Raw genomic sequence first — 19394 nt, forward strand, 5'->3', positions numbered from 1 at the left:
CCCCGCGGGAGTCCAACGCCCAGACCCCGGGAGTCCAACGCCCAGACCCCGGGAGTCCAACGCTCACGACCCGCGAGTCCTACGCTCACGACCGGTGAGTCCTACGCTCACGACCCCTGAGTTCTGCGTTCGCGACCCTCAGTGGTCGTGCGCGGCCAGCAGCCGCCGGGTCTCGCGGATCTTCTGGTACGACTTCGGCTCGACCGGGGCCGCCGCCGTCCGGAGCCCCGCCGAACCCGGCGCGGCGGCCGGCTTCTCCGGCGTGAACAGCCAGATCCGGAACAGCTCGTCGAGCTGCTCGCCGGACACCCGCTCGGCGAGCGCCACGAAGTCCTCGATCGACGCGTCGCCGTTGCGGTGCTCGGTGACCCACTCCTCGAGCAGCGCGAAGAACGCCTCGTCGCCGATCTCCGCGCGCAGCGCGTGCACGGCCAGCGCGCCGCGGTCGTACACGGCGCCGTCGAACTGGTTCTCCGCGCCCGGGTCACCCGGCAGCACCGTCCAGAACGGGTCGTCGGCCGGGTAGAGCGAGTACAGGTAGTCGGCGTTCTCCTGGGCCGTGCCCTCGCCCACGTGCTCCGACCACAGGAACTCCGCGTAGCTGGCGAAGCCCTCGTTCAGCCAGATGTCCCGCCACCGCCGCACGGACACCGAGTCGCCGAACCACTGGTGCGCGACCTCGTGCGCGACGACGTAGGTGTTCGAGCCGCGCCGGAAGAACGCGGCGTCGTAGGTCGACCGGGTCTGGTTCTCCAACGCGAAGCCGATGCCCGGCGTCGCCACGCCGCCCTCCGCCTCGAACGGGTAGGGACCGAAGGGCCCCTCCAGGAACTCCGTCACCTCGGACGTCCGCTCGACCGACGCCACGGACGCGCTGTAGTCCGCGCCCAGCCGCTCCGAGTAGGCGTTGAGCACCGGACGCCCGCCCGGCGAGGTCGACTGGCGGATCTCGAACTGCCCGATCGCCACGAACGCCAGGTAGGTGGCCTGCGGCTGGAGGCTGCGGTAGCGCCAGCGGGTCCAGCCGTTGATCTGCTGGGTCGTGCCGTTGAACAGGCCGTTCGAGATCACCTCGACGCCGCTCGGCACGGCCACCGACACGTCGAACGTGGCCTTGTCGGTCGGGTGGTTGTTGCTCGGGAACCACCACGGCGCGATGTCCGGCTGGTCGATCGCGAGCGCGCCGTCCGGGGTGCGCTTCCACGACGTGTAGCCGTCGACCGCGTGCGTCGAGGGCACGTCGGAGTAGGTGACGACGATCGTCAGGTGGGTGCCCGCGCGCAGCGTGCCGCGCGGGTCGACCACGAGTTCGCCGCCCGCCTGCGAGAACTGCGCGACCCTGTTGTTGATCCGGACCGAACTCGCCTTCAGCAGGAAGTCCAGGTTGAACCGGGTCAGGTCCTGGGTGGTTTTGGCCAGGATCGTCGTGGTGCCGGAAAGGTTGTCGTTCGCCGGCTGGTAGTTGAGCCTGATGTCGTAATGGGAAACGTCGTACCCGCCGTTGCCCGCATTCGGGTAGTACGGGTCTCCGATGCCCGGCGCGCCTGGTTGTGCCGCCGTCGCCGTACCGGCGAGCAGCAGCAGGGACGCCGCGGTGGCGGTACCGAGGGTCAGCTTCGCTCTCAGGGACATGCCCGGCAAGCTATCCCCGGCACCGGGGCCGGTATACCCCCGTACGTAGGTTTTCGGCTATTGGAATGCGGTTGACACGACGGCCCTCAACCGCGTGTGCAGATCGCGCAATTCGTTCCGCTCCGCCCGGATTTCGACCACTTTGATTCCGTCCGGACGGCCCAGTTCGCGCCTCAGCGCGTCCGCCGTCGACACCCGCGCGTGCGGCACGTGGTGCGCGGCGCAGAGGGCCGCCAGGTCCACGCCGTGGGGCGTGCCGAAGACGCGCTCGAACGTCGTCGCGTGCTCCGGCGCGCCCTGCTCCAGCAGCGCGAAGATGCCGCCGCCGTCGTCGTTGAGCACCACCACGGTCAGGTCCGGGCGCGGCTCGCCGGGGCCGATGAGCAGGCCGTTGGCGTCGTGCAGGAACGTCAGGTCGCCGATCAGCGCGATCGTCGGCCCGGCGGTCATCGCGAGGCCGGCGGCGGTGGAGACGCTCCCGTCGATGCCCGCCACGCCCCGGTTGGCGAACGAGGCGACGTCCGGGCGCGGCGCGGCGACCAGGTCGACGTCGCGGATCGGGTTCGACGAGCCGAGGAACAGGTTCGCGCCCGCCGGGAGCGCCGCCACGACGTCGCGGGCCACGTGCAGGCCGGTCGGCCACGGCTGGTTGGCGAGCAGGTCGTCCACGACCTCGGACACCACCTTGTCGGCGTGCCGCCAGGAGGTGAGCCAGTCGTCGTCCACCTCGTGCTCGCCCAGCACCAGGTCGGTGGAGGTGTGCGTGGCGGCGAACTGCGGGTCCGGCCAGTCGAGGTCGCGGCTGAGCACGTGCACGACCGGGGTGCGGGCGATCAGCCGCAGCACGCCCCTGGTCAGCGTGGGGCGGCCCACCACGACCAGGGCCCGGGGCTCCAGGTGCGCGGGCAGGTCGGCGTTGAGCAGCAGCGAGCCGTGGCGCAGGGCCTGGCCGGAGGGGCCGGTGGGTTCGGCGACGACCGGCCAGCCCGCCCGTTCGGCGAGGTCGGTGACGTCGATGTCGGTGTCGCCGACCACGACCAGGGTGCGCGGGCCGAGGTGGTCGGCGGTGTGCAGCGAGGTGGTGGTGCGCTCGGCCACGCGGGTCCACGGCACGTCGAACGGGCGGCCGGCCAGGTCCTCCGGCCAGTCGTCGTCCCCGGCGGGCACCAGCGGGTCGCGGAACGGCACGTTCAGGTGAACCGGGCCCTGCTCGCGGGCCGTGGCGACGGCGCGGCACACCAGGGAGCGCCACAGGCCGTTCTGGCCCGCGCGGCGCTCGGCGATGGGGAACTGGAGGGTGTCCAGGCCGAACACCCGCTGCTGGTCGACGGTCTGGCTGGCGCCCGTGCGGTACAGCTCGACCGGGCGGTCGGCGGTGACGGCGATGACCGGCACCCCGGCGTGCCGCGCCTCCAGCACCGCCGGGTGCAGGTTGGCCACCGCCGTGCCGGAGGTGCAGGTCACGGCGACCGGGTGGCCGCCGCCGCGGGCCAGGCCGAGGGCGAGGAAACCCGCCGTGCGCTCGTCGACGCGGACGTGGAGGGTGATCCGCCCGGCGACGGCCGCCTCGTGGAGGGCGAACGACAGCGGCGCGTTGCGCGATCCGGGGCTCAGCACGACGTGCCGGACGTCGTTGCGGATCAGCTCGTCGACGAGCACCCTGGCCTGCGCGGTGGACGGGTTCACCGATCCATTGTCGCTCAGTGCACGATGGGGTGATTCCCCTTGCTGAGTCGAACGTGAGTTCGAACACTGGAGTCATGACCCGCTACCAGGCCACCTCCACCACCCGACCTCGCCGCAGGGCGGTCCCGTTCTCAGCTCCGGCTCGGGCTTATTGTCCCTGGCGTGGCAGACCAGGACGTTTCCGAGCTGTTCGACCCCACCCGCTGGAAGCGGGTCGAGGGCTTCGACTTCACCGACATCACGTACCACCGCGCGGTCGACCAGGGCACGGTGCGCATCGCGTTCGACCGGCCGGAGGTGCGCAACGCGTTCCGCCCGCACACGGTCGACGAGCTGTACCGCGCGCTGGACCACGCGCGGATGAGCTCGGACGTGGGCTGCGTGCTGCTGACCGGCAACGGGCCGTCCCCCCGTGACGGCGGGTGGGCGTTCTGCTCGGGCGGCGACCAGCGCATCCGCGGGCGCAGCGGCTACCAGTACGCCTCGGGCGAGACGGCCGACACCGTCGACCCGGCGCGGGCCGGCCGGCTGCACATCCTGGAGTGCCAGCGGCTGATCCGGTTCATGCCGAAGGTCGTGATCGCGGTCGTGCCGGGGTGGGCGGCCGGGGGCGGGCACAGCCTGCACGTGGTGTGCGACCTCACCCTGGCGAGCGCCGAGCAGGCGAAGTTCAAGCAGACGGACGCCGACGTGGGCAGCTTCGACGGCGGCTACGGCTCGGCGTACCTGGCGCGGCAGGTCGGCCAGAAGTTCGCCCGGGAGATCTTCTTCCTGGGTCGGACCTACAGCGCCGACGACATGCACGCGATGGGCGCCGTCAACGCCGTGGTGCCGCACGCCGAGCTGGAGTCGACGGCCCTGGAGTGGGCGAAGGAGATCAACGGCAAGTCCCCGACCGCGCAGCGGATGCTGAAGTACGCGTTCAACCTGATCGACGACGGCCTGGTGGGTCAGCAGCTCTTCGCCGGCGAGACGACCCGCCTCGCGTACATGACCGACGAAGCCGTGGAGGGCCGTGACGCCTTCCTGGAGAAGCGGGAGCCCGACTGGTCCGACTACCCCTACCACTACTGAGCCGATGATCACGCTCACGGCGCTCGACGCCGCACTGGCCCCGACCCTCGCCGCCACCGGGTCGCCACCCGGCCCACCCGGCCCGCCCGGCACCCCGGACGTGGCGCTGCCGCTGGTGGCCCAGCCCGAGGCGTCGGGGGACGGCGGGCCGCCCGCCCTCCGGGGCTGGGAGACCGAGGCCGTCCTGGCGGTGGGCACGTCCGGGTCCACCGGCACGCCCAAGGTGGTCCTGCTGTCGGCGGGGGCGCTGGTGGCCTCGGCGCGGCTGACGCACCAGCGGCTGGGCGGGCCCGGCACGTGGCTGCTCGCGCTGCCCACCACGCACATCGCGGGCATCCAGGTGCTCGTGCGCTCGGTCGTGGCCGGCACCGCGCCCGGCGTGGTGGACCTCTCCGGCGGGTTCCGGGCGTCGGGGTTCGCCACCGCCGCGCGGGGCGTCCTGGCCTCGTCCGGGCCGCGCTACACGGCGCTGGTCCCGACCCAGCTGGGTCGGCTCGTGGCCACCGAGGGGCCCGGCCTGGAGGCGCTGCGGCAGTTCGACGCCGTGCTGCTCGGCGGGGCCGCCACGCCGCACGCGCTGCTGGAGAGGGCGCGGGCGCTGGGCGTCCGGGTGGTCACCACCTACGGCATGAGCGAGACGTCCGGCGGGTGCGTCTACGACGGGTTGCCGCTCGACGGCGTCCACGTGCGGCTGGTCGGGGGCCGGATCGAGGTGCGCGGGCCGGTGCTGGCGCTCGGCTACCAGGGGGGCGAGCCGTTCGGCGAGTGGTTCCGCACCGGCGACCTGGGGCGCGTCCGGTCCGACGGCACGCTGGAGGTCCTCGGCCGGGCCGACGACGTGATCATCAGCGGTGGCGAGAACATCGCCCCGCTCCAGGTCGAACGGGCGCTCACCGCGCAGGCGGGGGTGCGCGAGGCGTGCGTGGTGGGGCTGCCCGACCCCGAATGGGGGCATGTGACGGCCGCCGCGGTGGTCCCGGAGGATTTCGGGAACCCACCGGACGTCGAGGCGCTGCGTGCGGCGGTCGGGGACACGATCGGGCGGTTCGCGATCCCGAAGCGGGTGGTCTTCGTCCGCGAACTGCCCCTCCGGGGCCCCGGCAAGGTCGATCGACGGGCGATCGCCAACTCCTTCGGGTGACTTTCTCGCAAGCTCGATTCACTGTTGGTTGACAGGTAACACCTGTAGGCGATTGGCTCGGCAGGCCGTGACGCGCGGCCCTGCCGCGGTCCCCTCCGCACCGCGTGTCCGGACGAGGAGTGCTGCGATGACCAGGCGCTACCTGTTCCCGCTCACCCTCGCCACCGTCCTCACCGCAGGGCTGGCGGCCCCCGCCGCAGCCGCGGGGGAGGCCGGGTGGCGAGCCGACCTGACCACCGTGAACGCCGACGACACCGGGGTGGCGTCGCGGGACGGCGCGATACGCCTCGACCGCGCCGCGCCGGTGCCCGCCAGCGCGCGGGCCGCGGCGCGCTCCGGCTTCCTCCTGCTCGACCCGCACGAGCTGGGCGCACCGGCCAACGCCGTGGCCGCGAGCGTCAGGAGCACCGTCCCGGCCGGCGCCGAGGTGGCCGTCGACGTGCGCGGCGCGCTCGGCCACGACCGGTGGACGGAGTGGGTCGAGGCCCGCCCCGACGCGCCGGCCGTGCTGCCCCGGGCCGTGCGGACCGTGCAGGTCCGGGTCGCGCTGACCGCCGAGGGCGAGAGCCCGGAGGTGAACCGGCTCGACCTGCGGGCGTTCACCGCGCCCGCGAAGAGCGACGGCGTCACCGCCGAGGCCGCGGGCCTGTCCTACCGGGTGTACGCCACCCGCGAGGGCCTCGTCGGCGGCACGACCGCGAACGGCCACGTGATCGTCTCGCGCGACCACTTCGTCGCGCTGCCGTCCCGCCGCGGCCTGAGCGCCAAGGGCACCGGCACGTACAGCGTGCGGGTGTGCGCCTCGAACGGCCGCTGCGAGTGGGCGCCGGTGTGGGACGTCGGCCCGTGGAACACCAAGGACGACTACTGGAACCCGTCGGCCACCCGCGAGATGTGGAAGGACCTCCCGCAGGGCAAGCCCGAGGCGCAGGCCGCCTACGAGAACGGCTACAACGGCGGCAAGGACCAGTTCGGGCGCGTGGTCGCCAACCCGGCGGGCATCGACCTGGCCGACGGCACGTTCTGGGACGGCCTGAAGCTGACCAACAACGCGTGGGTCACCGTCACCTACCAGTGGACCGGGTCCGGCCCGGCCGGGTTCGTCCGCACCGAGGCCCAGAACGGCACGGTGAACGTCCGCGACGGCGCCACCTCGACCGCCGCGCAGGTCGGCATCGCCGCGAACTACGCGCAGGTCAGGGTCGAGTGCCAGGTCACCGGCCAGTCGGTCACGGGCACCCAGGGCACGTCGAACCTCTGGTACCGGATCGCGTCGGGCAAGTTCGTCGCCCGCGCCTACGTGTCGGGCGTCTCGGGCGCGACCGCCTGCTGACGGCCGGAACCACCCGGGAGCGGGTCCCCGTTCACCATGTCGGAGGATGTCCGGCATGGCCACAGTCGCCCAGTGGGTATCGGGGACCCGCCCCCGCACGCTGCCGAACTCGATCGCGCCGGTCCTGGTCGGCGCGGGCGCCGCGCACCACGTCGGCGGCTTCCACGCCACGTGGTCGGCGCTGGCGCTGCTGGTGTCGGTGGCGCTCCAGGTGGGCGTGAACTACGCGAACGACTACTCGGACGGCATCCGGGGCACGGACGCCGACCGCGTCGGCCCGTTCCGCCTGGTCGGCTCGGGCTCGGCCGACCCGAAGGCGGTGCGGGCGGCGGCGTTCGCGGCCCTGGGCGTCGCCGCCGTCGCGGGTCTCGCGCTGGTCGTGCTGTCCGGCCGCTGGTGGATGGTCGCGTTCGGCGCGGTGTGCCTCGCCGCCGCGTGGTTCTACACCGGCGGGCGCAAGCCGTACGGGTACGCGGGCCTGGGCGAGCTGGCCGTGTTCGTGTTCTTCGGCCCGGCGGCGGTGCTCGGCACGCTGTACGTGCAGACCGGCGAGGTCACCGGCATCGGCATCGGCGGCGCGGTCGCGATGGGCGCGTTCTCCACCGGCGTGATGGTCGCCAACAGCCTGCGCGACATCCCCACCGACCTGCGGGCGGGCAAGCGGACGCTGTCGAGCACCCTCGGCGACCGGGACGCCCGCCGCCTCTACCTGGCGCTGGTGACCGTCCCGTTCGTCATCACCCTGGCGATCGGCCTGCGCGTCCCGCTGTCCCTGGTCGGTTTCCTCGCCCTGCCCCTGGCCCTGCTGGGCGCGCGGCGGGTGCTCAAGGGCGCGACGGGCCGCGACCTGATCCCGGTGCTGCGCGACACGGGCCTGGCGATGCTCGTGTGGGGCATCGCCGTGCCCGTCGCGCTCGTCCTGGGCTGAGCCCCGCCCTACCAGGCGTCCTCGGTGAACGACAGCGGCTCGTCGTCGTCCCGGGGCGGTGGCTTCGGCGCGGCGACGCGCGGTTCCTCGCCCCGGCACAGCGCGGCCAGGGCGACCCGGTCGGCCTCCAGCGCCGCCTTCACGCCCCGGTCGTCCGCCGCCTCGCCGAGCAGCACCTGCCGCCAGCTCAGGTAGCCGCCCGCGATGCGCCGCTGCAACGCCCTCAGCTCGGGCGACGCCTCGTTCGACTTGGCGTACCGCATCACCCGCCGCACGTCCTCGGCCGACGGCTCGCGCTGCGGGTAGCGCAGCTTCGCCGCCTCGCGCATCGCCTTCTCCGCGTCGGCGACCGACCTCGTCAGGACGTCCTCGGCCGTCAGCACGTCCGCTGTCCGCCAAGCGCTCACCGCTCGCCCCTTCCGACACCACGCCGCAGATCACGCTGCGACGCACGGCGGCCCCCGCGCGTTCCACCCGGTCCGCACAAACGTGCGTGAGCAAACGGGCGCGTCACGTCGCCCAGGTGCCGGTGACGAGGAACTCGTCGAGCGTCTTCAGGTGCGGCGCGAGGTCCATGCCCTGCGCGGCCACCCACTCGTCCGAGTAGTACGTGTTCGCGTACCGCTCGCCGCCGTCGCACAGCAGCGTCACGACGCTGCCCCGCTGCCGGGACGCGCGCATCTCCGCGACCAGCTGGAACGCGCCCCACAGGTTGGTGCCGGTGGACCCGCCGACGCGCCGCCCGAGGACGTCCTCGACGCGCCGGATCGTCGCGACCGACGCCGCGTCCGGCACCTTGACCATGCGGTCGATGACGTGCCCGATGAACGACGGCTCGACCCGCGGCCGGCCGATGCCCTCGATCCGCGAGCCCCGCGACGAGGTCAGCGTCGGGTCCCCGTCGCGCCAGGCGTCGAAGAACACCGAGTGCTCGGGGTCGACGACGGCGAGCCGCGTCCGCAGCCTCCGGTAGTGCACGTAGCGGCCGATGGTGGCGCTCGTGCCGCCGGTGCCCGCGCCGACCACGACCCACTCGGGCTCCGGCGCGTCCTCCAGCTCCATCTGCTGGAACACCGACTCGGCGATGTTGTTGTTGCCGCGCCAGTCGGTGGCCCGCTCGGCGTGCGTGAACTGGTCCATGAAGTGGCCGCCCAGCTCGGTCGCGAGCCGCCGGGACTCGTCGTAGATCGCGGTCGGCTCGTCCACGAAGTGGCACCGGCCGCCCTGGCGCTCGATCAGCGCGATCTTCTCCGGGCTGGTCGAGCGGGGCATGACGGCGATGAACGGCAGGCCGAGCAGCCGCGCGAAGTACGCCTCGGACACGGCCGTCGAGCCGGACGACGCCTCGATGACGGGCGTGCCGCCGACGACCCAGCCGTTGCAGATCGCGTAGAGGAACAGCGAGCGCGCGAGGCGGTGCTTGAGCGAGCCCGTGGGGTGGGTGGACTCGTCCTTGAGGTACAGGTCGATCCCCCACTCCAGCGGCAGGGGGAAGCGCAGCAGGTGCGTGTCGGCGCTGCGGTTGGCGTCCGCCTCGATGATGCGGACGGCCTCGCACACCCACTCCCGGGTGCGGGAACAACATCGGTCTACCGAAGTACTCACGCCGGCACGATAACTTCTGCGGCGTGAACCCACTCCTGAGCAGCTCCGTCCGCGGCAGCCTCCTGGCGGGCGCCGTCGGTGACGCGCTCGGCGGTTCGATCGAGTTCGACCGGATCGACCGCGTCCGCGACCGGTTCGGCCCGTCGGGCCTCACCGACTACGCGCCCGCCTACGGCCGGCTCGGCGCGATCACCGACGACACGCAGATGACCCTGTTCACGCTGGAGGGCCTGCTCCTGGCCCGGCGGCGGGGCGGCGACCCGGTGCACGAGGTGCGCGCCGCCTACGGGCGGTGGCTGCGCACGCAGGGCGGGCCGGAGGTGCCGGACGACGGGTGGCTGCTGGGCGTCCGCGCGCTGCACGAGCCGCGCGCGCCGGGGAACACGTGCCTGACCGCGCTGCGCTCGGGCGCGCTGGGCACGGTCGACGACCCGATCAACGACTCGAAGGGCTGCGGCGCGGTGATGCGCGCCGCGCCGGTGGCGCTGTGGTCGGACGACGCGCGCGAGGTGTTCGGGCTGGCCGCGGCCACCGGGGCGCTGACCCACGGGCACCCGAGCGGCTACCTGTCGACGGGCGTGCTGGCGGTGCTCGTGCAGCAGCTGCTGGCGGGGCTGGAGCTGCTGCCCGCGATCGAGGTGGCCCGCGCCGAGCTGGTCCGGTGGGACGGCCACGAGGAGCAGCTGGTGCTGCTGGACCTGGCCGTGGGGACGGCCGCCGAGCTGGCCGCCGAGGGCGCGCGGCCGACGCCGGAGGCGATCGAGGCGAGGTTCGGCGGCGGCTGGGTGGGCGAGGAGGCGCTGGCCATCGCGGTGCTCACCGCGCTCACCGGGCGGGACCTCGCCGACGGGCTGCTGCTCGCGGTCAACCACTCCGGCGACAGCGACTCGACGGGCGCGCTGTGCGGGAACCTGCTGGGCGCGCGGGACGGCGCCGAGGCGATCCCGGCGCACTGGCTGGGGGCGCTGGAGCTGGCGGACGTGGTGGAGCGCCTGTCCGCCGAGGCGGTGGAGGTGTTCGGGCGGGCCTGACCCGGCCCCCGCGGAGGGGCCGGGCCAGGTCCTGCCGTCAGGTCCGCGGTCAGGTGAGGATCAGCGACAACCCGTAGGCGGACAGGATCGGGTTGACCTCCTGGTAGTAGGTCGTGCCGCCGGACGAGCAGTTGCCCGAGCCGCCCGAGGTCACGCCCTGCGCCTGGTTGGAGCTGAGCCACGAGCCACCCGAGTCGCCGGGCTCCGCGCACACGTTCGTGCGGGTCAGGCCGTAGACGACCCCCTGCGGGTAGTTCACGGTCTGGCCGCGCCCGAGGATGTAGTTGCACCACATGCCGGTGGTCGAGCCGGAGCGGCACACGCCGGAGCCGACCGGCACCTGCGCGGAGCCGCGCACGTAGTACCAGTAGCCGTCGTAGCCCTCCATGTACCCGTAGAGGTTCACGCCGGCGCTCGCCTGGACCCAGGCGTAGTCGTAGTAGGGGAACGTCGACCCGGCGAAGTAGCCGAGCAGCGCGCCGGCCTGGTCGCTGGCCGACGAGCCGGGCGTGCCGCAGTGGCCCGCGGTGACGAAGCCGCCGTACACGGCGAAGCCGACCGAGCAGCGCCCGCCGTAGTTGATCCAGTACGGCCAGCCGCCGACGACGTCGGCCTGCGGCACGGGCGAGTGCTCCTCCTCCACGACGCGCACGGCGTCGTGGGTGGCCCGGGCCGCCTCGACGAACTTGGTGACGGCGTCGTCGACGCGGTGCCGGTTGACGGTGACGACGACGGTGTTGGTCTTGACGTCGACGTACCAGCTGTTGACGCCCGCCGGGGCGGCGCGGCCCGCCTTCCGGTCGAGGGCGGTCTTGGCGGCGTCGAGCTGGGCGTAGGTGTGCGCGACGGGCACGACGGTGATGTCGAGGCCGGTCGGCGCGGTGGCGGCGGGCCCGGCGACGGCCACGGCGAGCTTCCCGGTGGCCGGGTCGAACCAGCTGCCCGCGTAGGACGAGCCGTAGAGCGTGCGGGCGACGGTCTCGGCGCCGCGGGCCTTCTCCTCCTGGGCGAGGCGCGTCCGCACGCCGTCGGCGGTGAGGCCGAGGTCGCGCTGCATGGCCAGGGACATGCCCTGGGCGACGCGCGGTGCGGAGGTGGCGGAGGTGGCGATCGCGTCGGAGGCGGAGGCGGCGGTGAGCGAGGTCGCGGCCAGGCCGAGTGCGAGGACGACCGCGCCGGTTAATCGAGCGGCGTGGGAACGGGTCACTGAACAGCCCCTTCAGCAGGATGGAGGCAGATCACCGGATGGCAGGACAGAACGGTACTTTTCAACCACGCCCCGTCATACCGCCGAGACGGTGGACGCGCTCCCACGTGCCGGCGCGGATCGGGCGTCGCGGAACCGCCCGACCGGATCGCCCGACCGGAACCGCCCGGCCGGATCGGCCGCGCCCGGGTGCTACGCCTGCTCGGCCGGGGTCTCGCCGCGCAGCTGGGCGCGCAGCTTGTCGCGTTCCGCGCGGCGCACGGCCTGCTTGGCCTCCAGCCCCCGCGCGACCCGCGTGCGCAGGCCCTTGAAGACGAACAGCGACAGCGGCAGCGCCACGACGACGCCCACCGCGAGCGCCACCAGCAGCGGCACGTTGACCAGCACGAGCAGCGCGGTGACCGCGGCGACCATGCCCAGCCGCGCGCCGACGTAGAGCGTCACATCACGACCCAGGTGCACGGTTGCCCAGGTTACGCGCCCGCTCCGGGTCCGGTCGCCCCGGTGTTCGGGCGTCCCTCGAAGCGGGTGGAGAGCACGACCGTCGTGCGGGTGCGCGCCACGCCCTGGATGCGGCGGAGCCTGCCCAGCGAGCGCTCCAGGTCGTCCACGGTGGCCACCCGCACCTTCACGATGAACGACTCGTCGCCCGCCACCCGGTAGCACGACTCGACCTCGACCAGCTCGCCCAGGGAGACGGCCAGCTCGTCGTCGTCGGCGGTGTCCGTGGGGTGGATGCTCACCAGGGCGGTGACGCCGAGGCCGACGGCGCTCGGGTCGACCACGGCGTGGTAGCCGACGATGACGCCGGTGGCCTCCAGCTTGCCGACCCGCTCGTGCACGGCGGAGGCCGACAGGCCGACCTTGCGACCGAGGTCGGCGTACGTGGCCCGACCGTTGACCCGGAGGGCGGCGATGATCTGGCGATCAAGAGCGTCCACCGGCCACAGCCTAGGCCCACCCGGGGCGATGTCCGAACCGCACGCTTCGTCCCTTTGCTACCTCTTTACCATCACCCAAGCGTTCGAGTACCCGAAGGGTGGGATGCCACGATGCGTCCGGTAAGTCTGCTCGTCATCGGGGAGGATCACCGTGACCGTCACAGCACACGCGGGGGAACGACTGCTCACGCCGGGCGAGGTCGCCAACCTGTTCCGGGTCGACCCCAAGACCGTGACCCGGTGGGCCACCGCGGGTCGCATCGGTTCCATCCGGACGCCCGGTGGTCACCGCCGGTTCCGCGAGTCGGAGGTCCAGGAGCTGTTGTCGCAGCTCACGACCGAGGCGACCGAACCCGTCAGGCACTGACGCCGAACACCTCCTGAACGCGGGTAATCTCGTGGCAAAGGAGGTGGCGACCACATGTTGTACCTGCTAGCGGTGGTCGGTGCACTGACGATCGCCGTGCTGCTGTGGCGCTCGTTCGGACCGGACCGGGTCGATACCGCCCCCAGCCGCCGGTTCGTCGCACCCGACGACGACCCCGACTTCCTGCGCAAGCTCGGTGAGCAGCGCAAGAAGAAGAAGCCGGAAGAAGAAGAGTGACCGCGAAGGGGCCCCGTCGACCGGGGCCCCTTCGTGACGCCCGGTCGCCCGGGGACGCCTAGTTGTTCGGGAAGTCGTCCGCCACGGTGGCGGCCAGCTCCAGCAGCGCGAGCCGGGTGTCCGGGGCGAGCTTGTCCAGCTCGATCTCGGCCCCCTCCTCCAGGTGCTGGTCGAACGGGATGCGCACCACGGCGCGGCAGCGCTGGGCGAAGTGCGCGGCCAGCTTGTCCAGGTCGACCTTGCCCGAGCCCGGCCGCACCGAGTTGATCACCGCGACGGACCTCGCGACCAGGTCGCGGTACCCGTGCGCCTCCAGCCAGTCGAGCGTGGCCGCCGACGTCTGCGCGCCGTCCACCGAACCGGACGAGACGAGCACCAGCGAGTCGGCCTGGTCGAGCACGCCCTTCATGGCCGAGTGCATCAGGCCGGTGCCGCAGTCGGTCAGCACGATGTTGTAGAACAGCTCCAGCAACGCGACCGTGCGCAGGTAGTCCTCGTCGCTGAACGCCTCGGAGACCGCCGGGTCCTGCTCGGACGCCAGGATCTCCAGCCGGCTCGGCGACTGGGACGTGTAGGCGCGCACATCGCTGTACCGGGTGATGCGGGACGCGTCGCGCAGCAGGTGCCGCACGGTCGCCGTGGTCTCCCTGGGCACCTTCAGCGCCAGCGTGCCGCGGTCCGGGTTGGCGTCCACCGCGATGACCCGGTCACCGCGCAGCGACGAGAACGTGGAGCCGAGCGTGGTCGTCGTCGTGGTCTTGCCGACGCCGCCCTTCAGGCTCAGCATCGCGATCTTGTAGCAGCCGCGCAGGGGCTGGTTGATGCGGCCGATCAGCTCGCGCCGGCGCAGGTCGGCCGGGCTCTCGCCCAGGTTGACCAAGCCGCCGGTCATCGAGTGCAGGGTCTTGCGCCAGCCGGACTGCGGCGGTCGCTTCGCCCGCTTGATCAGCTGCTGCGAGGACACCTCGTTGGCGTTCGCCTGCGGGGGCTGCGGCTGCTGGGGGCCGACGCTCTGCGGGAAGTTGTTCGGGAACCCGCCCTGGTACTGGCCCTGGTACTGCTGACCGGGCGGCACCTGGTACGGCCCCGACTGCTGGCCCTGCACCGGGTAGGCGCCCGACGGGCCGCCGGAGACCTGGTAGGCACCGGACTGCTGACCGGGCGGCACCTGGTACGGGCCGGACTGCTGCCCCTGCACCGGGTACGGCCCGGACTGCTGGCCCTGCACCGGGTAGGCGCCGGACGGGCCGCCCGAGACGTGGTAGGCGCCGGACTGCTGACCGGGGGGCACCTGGTACGGGCCGGACTGCTGGCCCTGCACCGGGAACCCGCCCGACGGCGGCCCCGACTGGACCTGCCCGCCCTGCACCGGACCGGACTGGACCTGCCCCGACTGGGCCGGGTCCAGGTAGACCGTCGGCGGCTCGGTGTACTGCGGCTGCGGCTCGGGGGTGGTGGTGGGCTGCCCCTCAGCGCCTGCCGGCGGCTGCCACGACGGCTCAGGATTCTCGTAGCGACCGGTCACCGCTGGGGTCCCTCCCTGAGCGAGAAAAGAGTCGGGACGTCCCCGACCCCACGCGTTCGACGGTAGTCAACCACCAGCGGTTCCTCGACACTGGGTGTGCGCTCACCCACGTGCGCGCGAGCCTCGGCAGGCGCGCGACGTGGGCGAACGGTCATCGCGCAGGTGGTGGTCTACGCGATCAGGAGACACCCGCGTACGAGTGCAACCCAGTCGTTACGAGGTTGATGAAGAACAGGTTGAACACGGTCAGCGCGAAACCCAGCGAGTTGATCCACGCGGCGGGCCTGCCGCGCCAGCCCGCCGTGGCGCGGGCGTGCAGGTAGGCCGCGTAGACGACCCACGACACGAACGCCACGGTCTCCTTCGGGTCCCAGCCCCAGAACCGGCCCCAGGCCGCCTCGGCCCAGATCGCGCCGCAGATGATGCCGATGGTGAACAGCGGGAACGCGAACACCGTGCTGCGGTAGGCGAGCCGGTCGAGCACGTCGGCGTCGGGCAGCTTCGCGAACCGCGACCGGCCCGAGGACTTGAGCAGGTACAGCACGCTGGCCACGCCCGGCACCAGCAGCACCCCGCTGGAGATCGAGATGACCGAGACGTGCACCACGAGCCAGTAGGACTGGAGCGCGGGCTGCACGGGCGCGGCGTCGGCGTAGAGCACCGTGCCGCCGAGGAACATGAGGATCACGATCGGCACGAGCACGAAGCCGCCGAGCCTGCGCACCGGGAAGGTGCGGGTCAGCACGAGCCACGTGACGACGGCCGCCAGCGTGAGCAGCGAGCCGTACTCGTACATGTTGCCCCACGGGGCGCGCCCGGTGGCGAACCCGCGCAGCACCAGGGAGATCGCCTGGAGCAGTGCGCCGAGGACGGTGAGCGCGAGGCCCATCGAGCCCAGGCGCTCGGCGCGCGAGCGCTGCGCCTTGGTCACCAGGCCGGGCGTCCACGTGCCGTCGGCCCGCGTCCCGCCGGCGGTGGCGACCAGCTCGCGCTCCCTGGCCTTGGCGGGCTTCGCGAACGCCGCCTCGCACAGGGACAGGAGCGCGGCGAAGAAGTAGACGGCGACGGCCGCGCCGTACGTCCAGTCGCTGTAGGTCGACAGGGCCGAGTTGACCGGCATCAGCTCTTCTCCTCCTTGGCCAGCAGGTCGCGCGAGAGTCCGGTGAACTCCTCGCCGTACCCGGCCTGATCGGTCCGCGCGAGGCCGCCGACCTCGACCACGGTACGCCCGTCCTCCCCGACCGCCGCCCGCACCCAGACGCGGCGGCGCTTGATGCTCAGCGACAGCCCCAGACCCACGATGACCAGGATCGCGAACACCAGGACCCACACCTGGGTCGGGTCGTGCGACACCTGGAGCGCGACCCAGTCGCGGACGCCGTCGAACCGGACCACGGTGCCGTCGTCGAGGGTCAGCTGCTCGCCGGCGCGCAGGTTCTGCCGGGCGACCTTGACCAGCTTGCCCTCCTCGACCATCTGCTGGTTGATCGAGAAGATCGACTGGCCGCGCCCCGAGTCGGTGCCCAGGTCGCCGCGGTAGACGTCGATCGCGACCGCCGGGTCGTTCGCCGCGGGGAACGCCGAGTCGAGCAGGTCGCCGCGGAACACGGCGGTCGGCGCGAGCAGGCCGGTGATGGCGAGCTGGCTCCTGCGGCGCTGCTCGGGGTCGGTGACGCCCGGCGGGTCGAGCTTGGTCGCGCCCTCGGAGGCCATGGTGACCGGGTTGACCGGCCGCCACTGGACGGTGCCGGTGCGCACCTGGCCGTCCGGGAAGGTCACCGTGAACAGCGGCGTGTAGCCGTGGTCGATGAGGTAGACCCGGTCGCCGGCGGTGCGCAGCGGGCTGTTGACCTCCAGCGCGTACGGCCGCCACGTGCCGGTCGCGAGGTCCTCCCCCGACTGGTACTCCAGGTCCGCGCGGTAGCTCTCGGCCTGGCCGCTGTGCAGGTAGGTGGCGCTGAAGTCGCCCACCTTCACGCAGAACTGGCTCAGGTCGGTGCCGTCGACGCGCAGGCCGGGCCGGAAGGAGTCGTAGTTGTAGACGCCGGAGTTGCAGAACTGGCCGCCGCCCGCGGGCACGATGACCTGGCCCTCGTAGCCGAACATCTTGCCCAGCGCGAAGGCGATCAGCAGGCCCAGCAGCGAGAAGTGGAACACCAGGTTGCCGGTCTCGCGCAGGTAGCCGCGCTCGGCGCTGACCGTGCGGCTGCCGTCGGGCTCCTCGCGGGTGACGCGGCGCCAGCCCCGGAGCCGCCGCTCGGCGTGCGCGACGACCTCCTCGGGGGTCCGCTCGGTCACGCCGGTGGCGTGGTGCGGCATCCGGGTCAGGTTGCGCGGCGTCAGCACGGGCTTGGCCCGCGCCTGCCGGAGGTACTCCCAGGTGCGCGGCAGCAGGCAGCCCACGAGGGAGACGAACAGCAGCACGTAGATCGCGGAGAACCAGGCGCTGGCGTAGACGTCGTAGAACTGGAGGTCGTCGAGGAGCCGGCCCCACCAGCCGTTCCCGGCGATGTGCTCGTCCACCTTGGTGGCGTTGAGCGAGCGCTGCGGCAGCAGGGCGCCGGGCATCGCGCCGAGGGCGAGCAGGAACAGCAGGGTCAGCGCGGTGCGCATGGCGGTGAGGCCGCGCCACGTGTTGCGCAGGAAGGCGAGGACGGCGCGGGCCGCGCCGGGCGGGCGCCGGGACGGGGGCGCGGGCGGGACGTCGGTGGTGGTGGCCATCAGAGCGGCAGCACCACGTCGCTGACCACGGCGTCCCGCAGCCAGCCCACGAAATCGCCCCACAGGCCGGTGACCAGGGCGACGCCGACGGCGATGAGCAGCGCGCCGCCGAACACCTGCACCTGGCGGACGTGCCCGCGCAGCCAGCCGGTCGCCCGCACCGCCCAGCGCGCGCCGAGCGCGATCAGGACGAACGGCAGGCCCAGGCCGAGGCAGTAGGCGAGCACGAGCACGACGCCGCGCACGGTGGTCGAGCCGACCTCGGTGCCGCTGGCGAGGATGAGGACGCCGGAGAGGGTCGGGCCGAGGCACGGCGTCCAGCCGAGCGCGAACACGCCGCCGAGCAGCGGCGCGCCGAGCAGGCCGGCCCGGGGCACGCGGTGCAGGCGGACGTCGCGCTGGAGGACGGGCACGAGGCCGATGAAGACCAGGCCCATGGCGATGGTGACGACGCCGCCGATGCGCTGGAGCAGCTCCCCCTGGAGCCAGAAGACGTCGGTCAGCCCGAGGACCACGAACGAGGTGAGGGCGAACACGACGGTGAACCCGAGCACGAACAGCAGCGCGGCGCCCGCGACCCGCCAGCGACCGGTCTTGGGCGCCTCCCCGCCGGTGACCGCTGGCGCCTCCGCGCCGACCAGCCCGGCGAGGTACGCGAGGTAGCCGGGGACGAGCGGGACGACGCACGGTGACGCGAACGAAATGGCCCCGGCCAGCAGTGCGACCCCCGTGGCGAGCAGGATGGGGCCCGAGGTGGCCAGGTCGGTCGGGTTCACGCGTCCAGGGTAGGTAAGTGCCACTTGACGTCGCTCACCGGTGTCCCTTATGGGCGATCCAGCTCACACACCCACGCGTCACGCATTACCCATTCGTGGCGAATCGAAACCCGACCATCCACCCTTGCCGACGAGTGACCCACTTCATAGCGTGACGTGCATGCGTGCACACCGGCTGTTGTCCCTGCCGCTGGCCGTGGTCCTCGCGGTCGCCGCCGCCCCCCTGCCCGGCGGCGCCGCGGAGCCCGACGTGGAGTGGGTGGAGGTGTTCTCCCCGGACGGCTCGATCACCCGGACCGCCGTCGCGAGAACCGTCGAGGCCGCCGCCGCGCCGGACGAGGTGGCCGCCGAGGTCGTCGCGGTCCAGCAGACCGGCGCCCCCGACCAGCGCTTCGACCTCGTTTTCGTCGGTGACGGCTACACCGCCGCCGACGCCGATGCCTACCACTCGCACGTGGTGGGCAAGTGGGACGAGCTGTCCGCCGTGGAGCCGTTCAAGTCCTACAAGCAGTACTTCAACGTGTGGCGGGTCGACGTCGTCTCGAACCAGTCCGGCGTGGACAACGACCCGGCGCTCGGCAGCGCCCGCGACACCGCGCTCGACATGGGCTTCTGGTGCCAGGGGCGCGACCTCCAGACCGAGCGGCTGCTGTGCGTGAACCAGACCAAGGCCACCCAGTTCGCCGCGCTCGCGCCGGGCGCCGACCAGGTCGTGGCGCTCGGCAACACCGCCAAGTACGGCGGCGCGGGCGGCGGCGTCGCCACCGCGGCCGGCGCGAACGACCTGGCCGGGCAGATCGCCGTGCACGAGCTGGGCCACTCCATCGGCGGCCTCGCCGACGAGTACGACTACCCCTACGAGACCTACACCGGGACCGAGCCGACCGAGGTCAACGTGACGAGGGACCCGACCGGCGCGAAGTGGTCGGCCCACCTCGGGCAGCCGTCACCCGACGGCGGCGCGGTCGGCGCGTTCGAGGGCGCGAGGTACCACCGGACCGGGCTCTACCGGCCCACCTCGGACTCGATCATGCGCACCCTCGGCCGCGAGTTCAACCTCGTCGGCCGGGACGCGATGGTCGACGCCTTCCGGGCCAGGGTGCCCGAACTGCGCTGACGGGCGGGACCTGACGGCCGGGACCTGACGGGCGCTGCCGGGCGACCAGGTGCCCGGCGGCGCGCAGGGCCCG

The 19394-nt window shown here is 72.9% G+C and carries 19 protein-coding genes; 8 read left to right on the forward strand and 11 right to left on the reverse strand.

The features are described from left to right. Positions 1–138: 138 nt before the first annotated feature. Both ACR807_RS34260 and menD read right to left on the reverse strand, forming a co-directional pair. Complete coding sequence (locus tag ACR807_RS34260; RefSeq protein ID WP_438925637.1) at positions 139–1632, reverse strand: M1 family metallopeptidase; 1494 nt, start codon at positions 1630–1632, stop codon at positions 139–141. A gap of 57 nt (positions 1633–1689) precedes the next feature. After that, complete coding sequence (gene menD / locus ACR807_RS34265) at positions 1690–3318, reverse strand: 2-succinyl-5-enolpyruvyl-6-hydroxy-3-cyclohexene-1-carboxylic-acid synthase (protein ID WP_438925638.1); 1629 nt, start codon at positions 3316–3318, stop codon at positions 1690–1692. A gap of 162 nt (positions 3319–3480) precedes the next feature. On the opposite strand from menD, the gene ACR807_RS34270 reads away from it, so the two are divergent. From ACR807_RS34270 to ACR807_RS34285, 4 genes are all read left to right on the forward strand, one after another. Continuing rightward, a complete protein-coding gene (locus tag ACR807_RS34270; protein WP_438925639.1) occupies positions 3481–4392 on the forward strand; it encodes a 1,4-dihydroxy-2-naphthoyl-CoA synthase in 912 nt (303 codons plus the stop codon). A gap of 4 nt (positions 4393–4396) precedes the next feature. Next, complete coding sequence (menE, locus tag ACR807_RS34275) at positions 4397–5533, forward strand: o-succinylbenzoate--CoA ligase (protein WP_438925640.1); 1137 nt, start codon at positions 4397–4399, stop codon at positions 5531–5533. 127 nt (positions 5534–5660) lie between these two features. Continuing rightward, entirely contained in the window at positions 5661–6866 is a 1206-nt protein-coding gene (locus ACR807_RS34280; protein ID WP_438925641.1) for a DUF8814 domain-containing protein, read from the forward strand. Between the two features lie 55 nt (positions 6867–6921). Further along, a complete protein-coding gene (locus ACR807_RS34285) occupies positions 6922–7794 on the forward strand; it encodes a 1,4-dihydroxy-2-naphthoate polyprenyltransferase (protein ID WP_438925642.1) in 873 nt (290 codons plus the stop codon). Positions 7795–7802: 8 nt separating this feature from the next. On the opposite strand, the gene ACR807_RS34290 is transcribed toward ACR807_RS34285, so the two are convergent. Both ACR807_RS34290 and cds1 read right to left on the reverse strand, forming a co-directional pair. Continuing rightward, positions 7803–8201 carry a hypothetical protein gene (locus tag ACR807_RS34290; RefSeq protein WP_438925643.1) on the reverse strand — a complete coding sequence of 133 codons (399 nt, stop codon included), beginning with the start codon at positions 8199–8201 and terminating at the stop codon, positions 7803–7805. 103 nt (positions 8202–8304) lie between these two features. Beyond that, positions 8305–9399 (reverse strand): L-cysteine desulfhydrase Cds1, encoded by a 1095-nt coding sequence (cds1, locus tag ACR807_RS34295; protein WP_438925644.1) that lies wholly within the window; start codon positions 9397–9399, stop codon positions 8305–8307. Between the two features lie 23 nt (positions 9400–9422). Between cds1 and ACR807_RS34300 the strand changes: the two genes are divergently transcribed. Then, positions 9423–10430, forward strand: a complete 1008-nt coding sequence (locus ACR807_RS34300) for an ADP-ribosylglycohydrolase family protein (RefSeq protein ID WP_438925645.1) — start codon at positions 9423–9425, stop codon at positions 10428–10430. Between the two features lie 49 nt (positions 10431–10479). Here the strand turns inward: ACR807_RS34300 and ACR807_RS34305 are convergent, their stop codons facing one another. The 3 genes from ACR807_RS34305 to ACR807_RS34315 all read right to left on the reverse strand — a co-directional run bounded on the left by ACR807_RS34305 (position 10480) and on the right by ACR807_RS34315 (position 12578). Then, positions 10480–11637, reverse strand: coding sequence for a S1 family peptidase (locus tag ACR807_RS34305; protein ID WP_438925646.1), 1158 nt, complete (start codon positions 11635–11637; stop codon positions 10480–10482). Between the two features lie 192 nt (positions 11638–11829). Next, positions 11830–12099 carry a DUF4229 domain-containing protein gene (locus ACR807_RS34310; protein ID WP_438925647.1) on the reverse strand — a complete coding sequence of 90 codons (270 nt, stop codon included), beginning with the start codon at positions 12097–12099 and terminating at the stop codon, positions 11830–11832. 11 nt (positions 12100–12110) lie between these two features. Next, positions 12111–12578 (reverse strand): Lrp/AsnC family transcriptional regulator, encoded by a 468-nt coding sequence (locus tag ACR807_RS34315; protein ID WP_438925648.1) that lies wholly within the window; start codon positions 12576–12578, stop codon positions 12111–12113. A 151-nt stretch (positions 12579–12729) separates the two neighbouring features. Here ACR807_RS34315 and ACR807_RS34320 point away from each other — a divergent pair, with 151 nt between their 5' ends. Next, a complete protein-coding gene (locus ACR807_RS34320; RefSeq protein ID WP_438925649.1) occupies positions 12730–12945 on the forward strand; it encodes a BldC family transcriptional regulator in 216 nt (71 codons plus the stop codon). A 54-nt stretch (positions 12946–12999) separates the two neighbouring features. Further along, complete coding sequence (locus ACR807_RS34325) at positions 13000–13182, forward strand: hypothetical protein (protein WP_438925650.1); 183 nt, start codon at positions 13000–13002, stop codon at positions 13180–13182. A 58-nt stretch (positions 13183–13240) separates the two neighbouring features. Here ACR807_RS34325 and ACR807_RS34330 read toward each other — a convergent pair whose 3' ends face one another. From ACR807_RS34330 to ACR807_RS34345, 4 genes are all read right to left on the reverse strand, one after another. Continuing rightward, entirely contained in the window at positions 13241–14707 is a 1467-nt protein-coding gene (locus ACR807_RS34330) for a MinD/ParA family ATP-binding protein (RefSeq protein WP_438925651.1), read from the reverse strand. Positions 14708–14885: 178 nt separating this feature from the next. Continuing rightward, a complete protein-coding gene (ccsB, locus tag ACR807_RS34335; protein WP_438925652.1) occupies positions 14886–15827 on the reverse strand; it encodes a c-type cytochrome biogenesis protein CcsB in 942 nt (313 codons plus the stop codon). Continuing rightward, positions 15827–17428 (reverse strand): cytochrome c biogenesis protein ResB, encoded by a 1602-nt coding sequence (gene resB, locus ACR807_RS34340; protein ID WP_438925653.1) that lies wholly within the window; start codon positions 17426–17428, stop codon positions 15827–15829. The genes ccsB and resB overlap by 1 nt, the downstream gene beginning before the upstream one ends. Beyond that, positions 17428–18204: a cytochrome c biogenesis CcdA family protein gene (locus tag ACR807_RS34345; RefSeq protein WP_438925654.1), complete on the reverse strand. Its 777-nt coding sequence runs from the start codon at positions 18202–18204 to the stop codon at positions 17428–17430. The genes resB and ACR807_RS34345 overlap by 1 nt, the downstream gene beginning before the upstream one ends. Before the next feature lie 160 nt (positions 18205–18364). Here ACR807_RS34345 and ACR807_RS34350 point away from each other — a divergent pair, with 160 nt between their 5' ends. Next, complete coding sequence (locus ACR807_RS34350) at positions 18365–19321, forward strand: M64 family metallopeptidase (RefSeq protein WP_438925655.1); 957 nt, start codon at positions 18365–18367, stop codon at positions 19319–19321. Positions 19322–19394 lie beyond the last annotated feature (73 nt).

The sequence above is a fragment of the Saccharothrix sabaoui genome, from assembly GCF_051756985.1.
In the GTDB taxonomy this organism is placed as follows: Bacteria; Actinomycetota; Actinomycetes; order Mycobacteriales; family Pseudonocardiaceae; genus Actinosynnema.